Source organism: Photorhabdus machadonis, assembly GCF_052657765.1.
Window position 1 is genome coordinate 4999521 of sequence record NZ_CP199761.1, and the last position, 14637, is coordinate 5014157.

Consider the following 14637-nt stretch of genomic DNA (forward strand, 5'->3'; position numbering starts at 1 on the left):
GATAGTTCTTATTAATGGTGTATCATAGCGCTTTTAAAAAATAGCAGCGATAAATATGGAACAAGTGAGGTTCGGTGGCTAAGAATAAATTATCCAAAGGCCAGCAACGGCGGGTACAGGCAAATCATCAGCGCAGACTGAAAAAACAGGATAATAAACCTGAAATGGATGATAGCCAGTTAGGTGAACCTCAGGAAGGGCTGGTTATCAGCCGTTTCGGCCAACATGCTGATGTAGAGGCAACAGACGGTTCTATACAACGTTGTAATATTCGCAGAACGATCCGTTCACTAGTCACAGGTGATCGAGTGGTATGGCGTCCTTCGCTGCAAACGCAAACGGATGTTAAAGTAAATGGCATTGTTGAAGCGGTTCACGAGCGGACTTCTGTACTGACACGCCCTGACTACTATGATGGCATTAAACCTATCGCCGCCAACATTGACCAGATAGTTATTGTGTCAGCCATTCTCCCTGAACTTTCACTCAATATTATCGATCGCTACCTTGTTGCCTGTGAAACACTGGGCATTGAGCCATTGATTGTGCTGAATAAAATTGACCTGTTGGATGAAGAAAGCCGTGAATGGGTCAATGAAGTCATGTCCACATACCATAATATTGGCTACAGAGTATTAAAGTTATCAAGCCATACTGGCGAAGGTATGGAAGAATTACTAAAGATGCTCGCAGGCAGAATCAGTATCTTCGCCGGTCAGTCCGGAGTGGGTAAATCAAGTCTACTGAACACGCTCCTGCCAGAAGATGAAGAAGAAATTCTGGTCAATCAGGTTTCAGAAGCTTCCGGTTTAGGTCAACACACCACCACTGCATCCCGCCTTTATCATTTCCCACATGGCGGTGATGTGATTGATTCTCCAGGTGTACGGGAATTTGGCCTATGGCATTTAACACCAGAACAGATCACCCAGGGTTTCATCGAATTCCGCGATTATCTAGGCAGTTGCAAATTCCGTGATTGTAAACATCGGGAAGATCCAGCATGTGCATTACGGAAAGCAGTAGAAGATAGCGAAATAGCTGAAGAACGTTTTGAGAATTATCACCGTATTCTCGATAGCATGGACCAAATTAAACCACGCAAGACGTTTACAGATAACGATAGCTAACTGACATTAAATAAAAGGACAGGTACAATAACCCCCTTTTGTCTAATTTTGCCAATAAAATAAAATCCAAGAGGTTGACGTGCTGGATAACATTAAAATCAGGTTGCATTATTTATTACCGAAGCAGGGAATTACGAATCTGGCAGGCTGGTTTGCAAATAAAAAGGCGGGCTGGTTGACTCAACTGGCAATTAAAGCGTTTGCCCGGGTTTATAAAGTGAATATGAATGAAGCGAAAGTGCCTGAGTTTTCAGCCTATACGACATTCAACGAATTCTTTATCCGCCCATTAAAAGAAGATGTTCGCCCGGTTGTCAACGAAGCACATCAATTAGCACTACCTGCTGATGGCATTATCAGTCAGTTAGGGAATATCCGTACAGACCAGATTCTTCAGGCCAAAGGGCACCACTATACCCTTGAAGCTCTGCTAGCCGGCAATCATCAGTTAGCAGATATATTCAGTGATGGACAGTTTGTAACGACTTACTTATCACCAAAAGATTATCACCGTGTACATATGCCTTGCGATGGATTACTGAAAGAGATGATCTATGTTCCAGGTGATCTATTCTCCGTCAATCCGTTAACTGCCGCCAACGTACCAAACCTGTTCGCCCGTAACGAAAGGGTCATTTGCCTGTTTGATACTCAATTTGGGCCAATGATACAAATTCTGGTTGGTGCAACTATCGTCGGCAGTATTGAAATGGCCTGGTGTGGGACGGTTACACCACCACGGGAAGGTATTATCAAACGCTGGGCTTACCCTGACGCAGGTACAACCGGAGCGGTCTCTTTAAAGAAAGGTGAAGAAATGGGGCGCTTCAAACTGGGCTCTACCGTTATTAACCTGTTTGCAGCAAATCAGGTGCAGTTAGCCGGGAACTTAAGCAGTGGTTCAGCAACCCGCATGGGTGAACTATTAGCCCAGGCAACAATACCTGAAGAACCTACTGATAACATAAGCTAATCCTCTTCCAAGGAGAGCCCTCTATCGTGCGCCTGATTATCAGCTTATTACTTAGCCTGCTCATTATTAGTCCTGTTTTTGCTGCTACTCAACTTGATGAAAACCAGCTCAAACAAGAACTGAAACAAATTGAATCCAGTAAAAATCCGCAGGATGCAGAAGTTGCTCAGGCGCTCCAAGGAGCGCTGAATTGGATTGCTGATACTAAATCTGCTAACGACAGAACACAGAAATATCAGGCTACCATTGATGATTTCCCAAAAATAATCAGAGAGCTTCGTCAAAAGTTACTTGCTGAAAGTGATACTCCCCGCCGAATTCCTGCTAACCAACCAATCGCAAATCTTGAGCAGCAAATCATTCAGATCAGCAGTCGGTTACTGGACCAAGGTGGACAATTACAGCAAGAGCAGGACAAAGGACGGGAAATCAGCGACTCCCTTGGATTATTACCCCAACAACAATCAGAAGCACGACGCCTGCTGACTGAAGCATCCTCTCGCCTTCAATCATTAGAAACACCCTCCACTCCGTTAGGAGAAGCCCAATTTTCTTTAGCTCAAGCCGAAGTAAACGCTCACAAAGCTACAGTTAATGAACTGGAAATAGCTCAACTTTCTGCCAATAACCGGCAGGAAATTTCCCGTATGCGAGTTGACCTATTCAAAAAGCGTTATCAGCGACTTGATCTTGAGCTGCAACAACTCCGCAGCCAACTTAACGCACAACGCCAGCAAAAAGCAGAATTAGCCCTGGAACATACAGAAATGCTGGCAGAACAGAGTGGTCAGCTACCAAAATTTCTGCTTGATGAATTACAACTGAACCGTCATTTATCTCAAGAACTAAATCAGCAAGTGCAACGAATGAATACCATCGGCTCAAAGCAACGCCAGGCCGCTAGTGATATTATTCAAGTCCGGCAAGCATTGAGTACCATTCGTGAACAGGCCCAATGGCTTGGAGGCTCTACGACGCTTGGAGAAGCACTTCGAACTCAGCTTGCCCGTTTGCCCGACATATCTAAACCTCAGCAACTTGACCGGAATATTGTCAAATTCAGGGTCGATCGGCTGAAATACGAAGATATGCTGGAACAGTTACAGAAAGAAACAAAACCAACGCAGGCAAACAATGTTGCATTGACGGCCGAACAAGAGCGGATTTACGATTCCCTGATTCGTACCCGCAAAGAATTACTCAATTCACTATTATCTGGTTATGACAGTGAGATTCTTGAACTAACCAAACTGAAAGTCGCTACCAACCAGCTAAACGATGCACTGACAGAAGTAAAGGAAGCCACACACCGTTATCTATTCTGGATCGCAGATGTTAATCCTGTTTCGCTCGATTACCCTATCAGTGTTGTGCAGGATCTGACCCGCTTATTATCACTGGACACTTTCTCTCAGTTAAGTGGGGCTCTGATAGTCATGCTGACCACTCAGGATACGCTGCTATATCTGCTTGGTGCACTATTTCTTGTCATATTCAGCGTTGGTTCTCTCCGTCACTATCACGCATTTCTTGAGCGCGCGAGTAACCGCATCGGCAAAGTAACATATGATCACTTCTCCCTTACTTTACGTACCGTGTTCTGGTCGGTCGTTGTTGCGTTACCTTTGCCAATGCTCTGGTCTGCGATTGGCTATGGGCTGCAAAGCGCCTGGCAGTACCCAATGGCAATCGCCATTGGATATGGTGTCAATGCGACAACTCCCGTATTATGGATCTTTATGCTGAGTGCGACGTTTGCACATCCAAATGGACTCTTCATTGCCCATTTTCGCTGGCAGGAAGAACGAGTCAAACGCGCATTGCGATTCTACCAACTCTCTATCTTTGCCATCGTGCCATTGGTGATGGCATTAATCACTTTCGAACATTACAGTGATCGAGAATTCGCCTCCACACTTGGCAGGCTCTGTTTCCTGATATTGTGCGTCTCCTTAAGCTTGATTACCAGCAGCCTGAAACGGGCAAGAATCCCTCTTTATCTGGATAAAAATGGCTCCGGTGAAAACGTTATCAATACTGCTCTCTGGTGGATTTTACTCTCTGCGCCGATCATCGCGGCTCTGGCTTCCATACTGGGCTATTTCAGTACATCGCAGGCATTACTGGGACGTTTGGAGACTTCCGTTGCTATCTGGTTCTTCCTGCTGGTTATTTACCATATTATCCGGCGCTGGATGCTGATTCAGCGGCGCCGGATTGCTTTTGAACGGGCAAAACAGCGGCGGGCAGAAATTCTGGCTCAACGTGCCAAAGGAGAAGATGATTCAACGGGATCAAGCAGCATCGAAGGTTCCATTGAAGTTGACGAACCCATTATTGACCTGGATGCAATCAGTGCTCAATCCCTAGGACTGGTACGCTCAATTCTGACCATGTTTGCATTGGTTTCACTGATTTGGCTCTGGTCAGAACTCCATTCAGCTTTCTCATTCCTGGAAAATATCCGCCTGTGGGATGTCACTACAACAATAAATAATGTAGAAACGGTTCAACCCATCACAATGGGCTCGGTATTAATCGCCATACTGGTGATTATTATCACAACTCAGCTAGTACGTAACCTGCCTGCACTGCTTGAGCTGGCCTTATTGCAGCATCTGGAACTGGCCCCAGGTACCGGTTTTGCCATTACCACACTAACCAAATACACCATCACGCTAATCGGTGGCTTAGTAGGTTTCTCGCTGATTGGTATTGAATGGTCAAAACTGCAATGGCTTGTTGCGGCACTGGGGGTTGGGCTTGGTTTTGGCTTACAAGAAATCTTTGCCAACATCGTTTCTGGCCTGATGATCCTGTTTGAAAAACCCATCCGCATTGGTGATACCGTCACCATCCGCAATCTGACTGGCAGCATCACAAAGATCAACACAAGGGCGACAACACTTTCAGATTGGGACAGAAAAGAGATTATTGTGCCTAACAAAGCCTTTATCACCGAGCAATTTATCAACTGGTCACTATCTGACACCATCACCCGTGTCGTACTGACAATTCCTGCGCCGACAGAGAATAATAGCGAAGAGATCACCCAAATCCTGTTAACGGCTGCCAAGCGCTGTGCTCTGATCCTGGATAACCCTGCACCTGAGGTGTATCTGGTTGATCTCCAGCATGGCCTTCAGATATTTGAATTACGTATTTATGCCGCTGAAATGGGGCACCGAATGCCAGTCCGCCATGAAGTTCACCAGCTTATTCTGCAAGAATTTCACAAGCATGGTATTACTCTGCCATTCCCACCCTTTCAAGCTAGCATTGATATCATTGGTCAGAATATCCGCAGTGCGACGACCAATATGTCAGGCCGAAATCCACCACGCCAACCGGGTAGTTTGTAAAAAGATCATGGCAAACTGAACACTCGTACCTGAACCAACTCACTCTATTTCAGGCAACGTATTACCGTTTACCACGACCCTATGCCTGAAATAGACTTTGCGAAGCAATCAATGTCGCTCCACAAGTGGTTTTCATCCCCTCCAGGGCATACATTTGCCCATTAGAACCGACTATGCCCGGCGTCCCCTCCACGATGGTTTGATGACCACCACATTTTGGACAGGATACCGGATCCCCAACCCGGGCCGCTTTCTTCCCTGACACCGCCAACCCGCCATCACCTGCCAGCACCTTGCCACCATGCGAAGTCGAATCTCCAACTAAAATAATGGAACGTAACATTTATTACCCCCTTAACTATGAGTTAAATATTAATTTCAGCTTATGACATCCCGCTATCATGGTGCCACAACTTAATCAAGGAAAACTACCCTAAATCAAACTTTTTGAAATAAATTAAATCATTATGTTACTTAAACACCGATAAAATTTACACCAGTGACTGTTATAAAGTGAGATTTACACATCTTTAAAATATCAATATTGATATTTATTAAATGCGGGCATTAACTTTGGCAATGGATCACCCGGCAGCGGCTCAGGTTGGGGTGGCAAACTGCCGGATAGGCTGGATAAACTGAAACAGGCGAGTGTCGTACAGGCAGAAAAAGCCCTGACGGCACCCTTGAAAGAAATCTGTCTGACCTGTCTGATGAAAGCAGAACTGAATGGCACGGCAATGGTTATCAGGGGGCAGTCATGACACCGGAATTACAGAAAAAATGGCGTGAATACAGAGAAATGCATCCTGAAATGAAACGGTATGCCTTAGTCAGTGGCCTACAGTATGAACGTCATTTTGCTGAAGAGATTAAGTATATCTCCGGCACGAATAATCCCCTGTTCCGGCAATACCCGGATGCCAAAATTGCGTTCGCGGGGCCATGGTTGTTTGATATGGCTTATGCGAAATCATGGGAAGAAAAGTTATCTGCGTTGGAAAAGGTTGCACCTTCGGTGTCCTGGCTACACACCACGCTGTCTTTGGACAAACTGACCCGCCACCTTGAAAACTACCTGAATGTTGAGCTGGAAACGGGGGAAACAGCGTTGCTGCGTTTTTACGATCCCCGCATTTTGCATCAAATTCGGGATATTTTCAGCCCAGAGCAATTGTCAGCATTCACTGACGGTATTCATGAGTGGGTGTATTTATTTGATAATAATGATTATTTTGTAAAAGGAGCCTGACGATGATAAAACTCAACAAAGAGCAGGTCGCTAAATTTATTGATGTGGAAGATGAGGCTTATGTGACCCAAATCCGACAACGTATTCTGGCTGAGCATAGTGAATTAGTCGAAAATGAAAGTGAACAGAGCCTGCACAGGCGGTTAAAGGTCGCTTATCTGGATTTGATTGCGATGGGATTTAAGGATGAAGCGTTGATCCGCTCTTATTTATATTTCGTTGCGTTTAACCGTGATTTTCACGGTTCGTCAGAAATCCAGAACATGTTGAACTCGGGAGATAGCCCGGAGCAACAATGCCGTGATTATTTACGTGTTATGGATAATTTAATGAAAAGGAGAAATTGACATGCCATTACCACTTCTTGCGCCAGCGGCTCCTGCTCTTTTAGCTGCTGCTGAATGGACACTGGCTACTTGTGCAGCGGGATTAGCCGCCGTTGGTGCGATGGAAAGCACCAAAGATAGAGAAGGCGAACAAGACAAGGCAAAAGCGGATACACAAACAATTGCTTCGTCCCGTACTGAATGTGAGAAATGTCCGGCTATTGGGAACGTTACGATGGTTTGGGAAAAGACCACATCGTATTCAGAAATAACCATTGCCTACCAAACAAAAATTGCCGGGACGATATACAACCCTGAATTAAACATAATTGAAACTTGGTTATGTCTGGAGACAAATTTTGATGGCTGGAAACCTGCACAATGCTTATTTCTTGAAGCCAAAGCTAAGTATGATCAGTTTTTTAAAGATGGAGAACCTAATGACTTTTATAAGAATATCAAGTTAAAGGGAAAAATGTCTGGACATGACAGTATGATTAATCAGGCTAGAAGGCAAAATTTAGTATGCGAGACATTAAATAATATTCCAAAATTCCATTGGCACTTTCTAAATAACTTTCCAAAATAGTGCTCCACTTCGTACAACGCTTTGTGTAGCAAGGGTTGTGCGCTATGCATAGCAGAGCGATAAGTTAGTGCTGCCTATCAAGCATCAGACTTGCACTACTCGGACATTAATCAAATAGACCAACTGTATCGGTATTATGAAAAGCTATTTAGAACCAATATCTTATGAATACTTTCTTACGGCACTTTCTATGTTTCCTAACATTACGGTATTTAACACTAAACTTTAATCATTCTCACAAAAAGGAGAGTTAAAAATGTCAATTATCTTTTCAAGAATAAAATTATTTCATGACTCAAATGAGGCTTTAACTCCTAAAAATGCATTACTTGATTTATATCAAATCACATGCAAGATAAATAAGTTAACAACTAGAAAAAGTGGTTGGCATTTGCCTGGTTATACTCAAGAAGAAAGATTAAAAAATAATGCATTTGATGAAAATGGACCTACTAAATACGCTATAGAGGATTTTAAAGAAACTTATGATGAAAACTCTGGATTTATTGTGAAATCATTATCTGATGGAGTCGATGAGAACAACAACAGTATTCTATATATGGGTGAAGATAAAATCCATGTTAATCCTGTTAGATTAGGTAAAACTAATATATCTATAAGCATCAATTTAAACAAAGATAAATTTAATTCTCAAGATATTATTGAGATTTTAAAAAATTCAATATCGGTTCGAAACTCTCCATTTATTTTAGTAGATACAAGAGGTTACTCATTAAAACAAAAACAAGTTTTTCCAGATAGGGTTTATGCCGGTTGGATGCTCTATTTACCAATAGAAATAGACCCAACTTTAGTCCCAATGGCGGAAGAAATAATACCTATCTCTGATAAAAATGACAAAAAAGGCTCATTGATTATCACGACAAAAGATATCTTTGATATTGAAAACCAGGAACATATTAATAAAGCCAATGATATTGAAATCTGCTTGCGGGATCTACAAATATTACCACTGATAACAGAGATATAACTATGGCAAACAAAGCAGTTATCCGATTAAACGACCTAACCGATCATGGTGGTAAAGTCATTACCGCCATTGATGATTGCGTGTATCAAGCCGTACGTGTTGCCACTAAAGCTGATTTGTAATGATACAAAGATTCCGGACACGCTGTAAGCCTATTAATCTAACAACAATCAAGAGAGGCATGGTAATGAAACACTATCCCAGCCCGGCAATTTGTAAAAAGACAGATAATAAAGGACTGAACACCCGTACCTGAACCAACTCGCTCTATTTCAGGCAACTTATTACCGTTTACCACGACCCTATGCCTGAAATAAACTTTGCAAAGCAATCAATGTCGCTCCACAAGTGGTTTTCATCCCCTCCAGGGCATACATTTGCCCATTAGAGCCGACTATGCCCGGCATCCCCAACCCGGGCCACTTTCTTCCCTGACACCGCCAACCCGCCATCACCTGCCATCACCTTGCCACCATGCGAAGTCGAATCTCCAACCAAAATAATGGAACGTAACATTTATTACCCCACTTAACTATGAGTTAAATATTAATTTCAGCTTATGACATCCCGCTATCATGGTGCCACAACTTAATCAAGGAAAACTGCCCTAAATTAAACTTTTTGAAATAAATTAAATTATTATGTTACTTAAACACCTATAGAATTTACATTATTGACTGTTTTAAAGCGGAATTTACATATCTTTAAAATATCAACCTTGATATTTATCAGATTGAAATATAAATTCACATTAATAGTTGAGCACAAAAGAGACAGGCGTAAATATGAAGAATTTTGAAGATTTCTACCGAGAAGCACTCTCTCAAATAAAACATGATATGCGTCACGCGGCGCAAGAACATCCACACCTTGCCCCCTTTACCGCCGAATCTGGTGACCCGGATATTCTCCGGGTACTGGAAGGTTTTTCGCTTCTGGCTGCCGGTCTTCAGCAAAAAATTAATGATGCTTTCCCTGAAGTGGTTAACCCTATTTTACGCAATGTCTGGCCGATACCGTTACATCCTATTCCTTCAACCAGCGTTATCCAGTTAGCTATTCAACCGGGCAGCATGACTGAAGCCACACACATTGCCAAAGGCAGTCAAATTTCCGCCATACAACCTAACCAATCCATTACGTTCAGAACCACCCAGGATATCAGCATTGAACCGGTCACCCTGATCCATAAGACTCTGACACACAGCGAAAACAAAAGCCTGATATCGCTGACCTTTCAATACCATGGGCAAACTCCCTACTGGAAGACCGGACCAGTCACGCTTTTTCTGGGCGAAGATCAAAAACTGGCGTCTTTACTGACGAAATACCTGGATCAGTCGCTAGACAACATTTATCTGAAAACATCCCTTGCAGAGAAGGAGATGTGGCTGTCTATCAAAAGCGCTTCACGTATGAAGGAAAATTTGGTCCTGCCGAGACCCCATGACTATTTCTGGCCGTTGCAGGTATTATACGAATACCTCTACCTGCCACATGTCAATGACTTGATGTCATTTGATTTATCGAAGGAGATCTCTAAGCTCCCTTTAGGCGAAGATAAGCAATTTACCCTTACCCTGGAATTCGACTGCAATATTCCCATCGAGGACATCACACCCGCCTTTATTCCTCACTGCGTACCGGTTATCAACCTGTCTTCGGCAAGAACAAAACCGATAATATTTGAAAAGGACAAATCGCGTTATGTATTACCGGCAGATGAAATTTTCAGTATTGATAACGTTAAACTCCACTCTGAACCTGAAGAAATATGCAGCGGATCGGGTCGCCGTGTTCCTCTTATCAATAGCGCGCAACTGACGGCCCACCATTTTGCCGAACCCAGTGACAACATATTGCTTTTTGACCATATACGGGAGGAATTGCCATTTGGCGGCAGTCAAATTACTCTCACATTTTATGATCATCAGGCAAAACCTGTCACAGCGCACCATCATCGCGATTTTTACTGCCAATATCAGAAATTTGATACCCAGGCACACACACTGGACATCGGGCAAATCTGTATATCCGACGAAGAGATACCCAGCCATATTCAGGCCAAAAATATCGTGGCGGCATCAAAAGATTTGCCTGCCGTAGTCAATAGTCATCAGCATTGGCCGATACTCTCCCTGTTGTCGATTGGGCCCTTTTTTCTCGGTCATATTGATTCCGTCAGATCTCTGGTCAAACAACTTAATACCTTCGCGCATCTGGACGCCCCACGTAGCCGGCATATTCAGCGCATGGCCGATGGTCTCAATCACATCCATATCGAGCCACACTACCGTCTGGTCAAGGGTATCCCCGTGAGAGGCCAAAAAATCACGCTTCGTATGACACCCGGAAATTATGAACATGAAGGCGAAATGTATGCCTTCGCCAAAACATTACATACCGCTTTTTCCCTCTGCCTGGTCGAAACAAGCTTTCACATATTAACTGTCATCAATGATGACACCGGTGAACACTGGGAATTTTACAATATGCCCGGGCACCAGAAGCTCATGTAACATAACGAGGAAGAATGATGAAAACCGGACTCCGCTTTTCCTGCACTATCGGCAACCTGGCCCCCATGACTTTTGCGGTCGTCAATTTTACATTAGATGAAGCGCTTTCATCGTTATTTACCCTGTCTCTGACATTAGCGACACCGCGTTCAGATATTGATACCGATACCCTCCTGCTCCAAACCGCGCAGTTCACCGTCACCCGTGACGATAATCCGCAACGTGAAGTGAAAGGGTTGGTTGAAAGTGCCGTTATTGGCACCACAAACCGGCATCAAACCCTGTATCACCTGACCGTCAGACCAGAAATGTGGCTGCTGACCCTCGATCAGGACAGCCGCATCTATCACCAACTCAGCGTTCCCGAGATTTTACACAGCATACTGAAACAGAAAAAACTCAGGGCTAATATGCATTTTAACGACCCGCATTCAGTGCGGGAATACACCACCATGAAAAGGGAATCCTCCTATGATTTCTTTACCCGCCTTGCCGCGGAAGAGGGGATTTTCTTCTGGTTCGCCGATGACGGGCTCCATGTCAGCGACAGCCATTTAAACATGAGGGCACCGGATACGCTGATCTACAACCCGGACGTCACCAGTGCAACAGAAGAAAATGTTATCTCCAAATGGTCTCTGGGCTCCCACATGCGCCCGGAATCGATCTCCCAAAAAGACAGAAATTACCACAACCCCAATTATGCCTTGCAGCATAACGCGACAGATTTTGAGGCAGAGAGCAGCACGCCATTTCACATTTTCGAAAGTTATGGCCGCTTTCTGAAAAACAAAGAGGGCATGCCATTAACCCAGTACCGGCTGGAAGCGGTGCGGGCCGACAGCAAATCAGGGCAAGCGGACAGCAATTGTATTCGATTAATGCCGGGCCGGATCTTCACGTTAACCCACCACCCGATTGACACCATGAATGACCGCTGGCAAGTCGTCTCTTCCCGACATCAGGGGCATGTGCCCGCCGTTTTGGGTGATGGCGGAGCCGGTACTACCTTAAACTCACAGACCCGGTTCATTCCCGGTCGCAACGATTGGCGTCCGCCCTACCGCTACAAACCCCAGGCTGACGGCGATGAAGTCGCCACGGTTGTCGGGCCCGGCACGGAAGAAATTTACGTCAATAAAGATGGCGCGGTTCGCGTTCACTTCCACTGGAACCGTTACGACGCGCCTGATGACCAGGCGTCCTGCTGGGTACGGGTGGCACAAGGCTGGAACGGCAACGGATTTGGCTTTCTGGCCACCCCGCGAGTCGGCCAGGAAGTGATTATCTCCTATCTCAACGGCGATATTGACCGCCCCATGATTACCGGATGTACCTATAACGCGCTTAACCGTCCGCCGCTGAATTTACCGGCGGAGAAGACCCGCACTACGTTCAGAACTAAAACCCATAAAGGTCATGGTTTTAACGAATTGCGTTTTGAAGATGCAAACGGCAGCGAGGAAGTGTTTATTCATGCTCAACGGGATATGAATACGCAGGTTCTCAGGGATAAAACCACACAGATAAACCATGACCAGAAAACAGAAGTTGAGCATAACCGTACCACCATGATTAAAAACGATGATGACGAAGCCGTGCAGGGCTTCCAGACGCTTGAAGTCAGTAAAAATCAAAATGTGACCATTAAAGGCCAGCAAACCATTTCAATCGGTAAAAGCCATCAATTTAGCATCACCGATAACCAGCAAATCATCGTAGGTAAACATATCACTGTGCACTCGGAAAGCGGGCAAATCACCATTGGGAACGCAGGCGGGCAGATAGTCATTGACCCAATGGGCAATATCCGTATCGAAGGGGTCAGTATTACCATGTCTGACCATATCACCGGAAAGAAATCCGCCGATGCGCTATTCGACTACTCAGCACGCTATACCCTGCGAAGCGAGCAAACCGGTAAGCCGCTGGCGCATACCCCCTATACCATTACCACCGCTGGCGGTCAGACCCTTTCCGGTAAAACTGACACGCTGGGCAGAACTGTAACCGTACAGAGTGAGGCAGAAGAAAATCTGCAACTGAGTTCACCGGAAACCCCACCGAAACCGAAGCAAACCTTATATCAGGCCAGTGATAACACACCGGTAGAGCATGTTATGGAATTTACGGAGAAATAAGTATGGCAATATCCAACAGCGGCAAGATGTGCCCGGCAGTCACCTCAATTAATTGCACGATGGAAATCGGGGTCTTCCCCACCGATGAAGACCCCTGCTACCTGGCAAAAAAAGCCGAATATGCCCTGCGGCTGCCGGCAATGATTGTCACTAAACAGGGTGCCATTCGTTTTCTTAATCAAATCATTATGAGTGGGCTGATTAAGGTTGAAGAGCTTAAACATAACTTTTTATGGTCCTATAAAGCAGAAGTGGTGTTTGCCATCCGAGGGAAGAAGGATGTTCCTCTGCCCATGCTAGCGACCAGTCAAGACTCTAAGCAGAGTTATGGTGATAATCTACCACAATCCAGTAATCCGTTTGCCCGGCCTTCTGCCGCCGATGCGGAGAAATTTGGTGTTAAGCGTATTCGCCGTCCCGATATTATTCTGGTTAAAGAGGAAGCTCTCCGCTGGCCGGGCAGGAATGCCACTTACTTTGATGGTTCCGTGCATCCCGACAATCTAAAAATGCTGATTGAGGTAAAATTTCCAGGGGATGAACTCTCTGATGGTCAGGAAAAAGATTATATCCAGATTGCTACCCGTGATCGTTTTGGTGTGATGCGTGTCATTGATAACCGCACCGAGGAACAAAAACAGTATGATGAAGCGTGGCGAAAACATTACCAACCCGGTTCCCAGCACTATAAAAACCCCATACCACTGGCCCCACTGCCGCCCGGTTCACCTCCTGATGAGGAAGCTTTACCCATCCCTCCAGAAGAGGGCGTGCCGGGCACTATTCCGCAACCCCTGACAAAAAATCCACCACTTCTCAGCACTTCCCGCTGGTCGTTTTTACCCAGCTATGAAGACTGGGTTGTCCTCGGGCAGGAGGTAGCCGGCTTGACAGAACAGGGGTTAGATTATGTCCGTAACAGTACCCGTGAACGCCTTGCCCAGTTTGGAGCATGGTTCAGTGAAACCGGCAAGTGGGTATGTAACGAGATTATTGACCCAATAACCCATCAGGCCAGTTACGCTTTTTCCTGGGTCAGTGAACAAACGGGAAAAATCGTGACCTGGACGGAGAGTGAGATAAAAGCCCGGTGGCAAACCGTACAACAGGGCTCAGATATCACCCTGGAAGACCTCAAAAATATTAGCTGGATGCAAATATTGAAAAAGGTGGGTGAAGAGATGCTGGAAGTGATTGTGATTATTGCCGAAGTTGCCGTTGTTATCCTCGTCACCCTTGCCGTCGCTGCGGCGCTGATTGTACTGGTGAAAATTTTAGCCGCAGCCAGTGCCGCAGCATTAGCGGCTGTCCTGACTATATTGGCGGGTGTAACATTCGCCACCGCCTCATAATT

The 14637-nt window shown here is 45.1% G+C and carries 12 protein-coding genes; 10 read left to right on the forward strand and 2 right to left on the reverse strand.

The features are described from left to right. The first annotated feature begins 74 nt into the window (after positions 1–74). The 3 genes from rsgA (at position 75) to mscM (ending at position 5465) form a co-directional block, all read left to right on the forward strand. Positions 75–1130 carry a small ribosomal subunit biogenesis GTPase RsgA gene (gene rsgA, locus ACUN2T_RS24035; protein ID WP_445495400.1) on the forward strand — a complete coding sequence of 352 codons (1056 nt, stop codon included), beginning with the start codon at positions 75–77 and terminating at the stop codon, positions 1128–1130. A 79-nt stretch (positions 1131–1209) separates the two neighbouring features. Continuing rightward, complete coding sequence (gene asd / locus ACUN2T_RS24040; RefSeq protein WP_445495401.1) at positions 1210–2103, forward strand: archaetidylserine decarboxylase; 894 nt, start codon at positions 1210–1212, stop codon at positions 2101–2103. A gap of 26 nt (positions 2104–2129) precedes the next feature. After that, entirely contained in the window at positions 2130–5465 is a 3336-nt protein-coding gene (gene mscM / locus ACUN2T_RS24045; RefSeq protein ID WP_445495403.1) for a miniconductance mechanosensitive channel MscM, read from the forward strand. 79 nt (positions 5466–5544) lie between these two features. On the opposite strand, the gene ACUN2T_RS24050 is transcribed toward mscM, so the two are convergent. Then, entirely contained in the window at positions 5545–5808 is a 264-nt protein-coding gene (locus tag ACUN2T_RS24050; protein WP_445495405.1) for a PAAR domain-containing protein, read from the reverse strand. 417 nt (positions 5809–6225) lie between these two features. Here ACUN2T_RS24050 and ACUN2T_RS24055 point away from each other — a divergent pair, with 417 nt between their 5' ends. The 4 genes from ACUN2T_RS24055 (at position 6226) to ACUN2T_RS24070 (ending at position 8623) form a co-directional block, all read left to right on the forward strand. Beyond that, entirely contained in the window at positions 6226–6717 is a 492-nt protein-coding gene (locus ACUN2T_RS24055; protein WP_445495406.1) for a DUF4123 domain-containing protein, read from the forward strand. Between the two features lie 2 nt (positions 6718–6719). After that, on the forward strand, positions 6720–7064 hold the full coding sequence (locus tag ACUN2T_RS24060; RefSeq protein WP_445495407.1) for a hypothetical protein: 345 nt from the start codon (positions 6720–6722) through the stop codon (positions 7062–7064). A 1-nt stretch (position 7065) separates the two neighbouring features. Next, positions 7066–7632 (forward strand): restriction endonuclease fold toxin 5 domain-containing protein, encoded by a 567-nt coding sequence (locus ACUN2T_RS24065; protein ID WP_445495408.1) that lies wholly within the window; start codon positions 7066–7068, stop codon positions 7630–7632. A 256-nt stretch (positions 7633–7888) separates the two neighbouring features. Next, on the forward strand, positions 7889–8623 hold the full coding sequence (locus ACUN2T_RS24070) for an immunity 52 family protein (protein ID WP_445495410.1): 735 nt from the start codon (positions 7889–7891) through the stop codon (positions 8621–8623). 384 nt (positions 8624–9007) lie between these two features. Here the strand turns inward: ACUN2T_RS24070 and ACUN2T_RS24075 are convergent, their stop codons facing one another. Then, positions 9008–9139 carry a PAAR domain-containing protein gene (locus ACUN2T_RS24075; protein ID WP_445495412.1) on the reverse strand — a complete coding sequence of 44 codons (132 nt, stop codon included), beginning with the start codon at positions 9137–9139 and terminating at the stop codon, positions 9008–9010. A gap of 269 nt (positions 9140–9408) precedes the next feature. Between ACUN2T_RS24075 and ACUN2T_RS24080 the strand changes: the two genes are divergently transcribed. From ACUN2T_RS24080 to ACUN2T_RS24090, 3 genes are read left to right on the forward strand one after another with little or no spacing between them, the layout of a single operon-like run. Continuing rightward, on the forward strand, positions 9409–11142 hold the full coding sequence (locus ACUN2T_RS24080; protein WP_445495413.1) for a type VI secretion system baseplate subunit TssF: 1734 nt from the start codon (positions 9409–9411) through the stop codon (positions 11140–11142). 17 nt (positions 11143–11159) lie between these two features. Then, complete coding sequence (gene tssI, locus ACUN2T_RS24085) at positions 11160–13283, forward strand: type VI secretion system tip protein TssI/VgrG (RefSeq protein ID WP_445497972.1); 2124 nt, start codon at positions 11160–11162, stop codon at positions 13281–13283. A 2-nt stretch (positions 13284–13285) separates the two neighbouring features. Next, on the forward strand, positions 13286–14635 hold the full coding sequence (locus ACUN2T_RS24090) for a VRR-NUC domain-containing protein (RefSeq protein ID WP_445495415.1): 1350 nt from the start codon (positions 13286–13288) through the stop codon (positions 14633–14635). Positions 14636–14637: the final 2 nt, after the last annotated feature.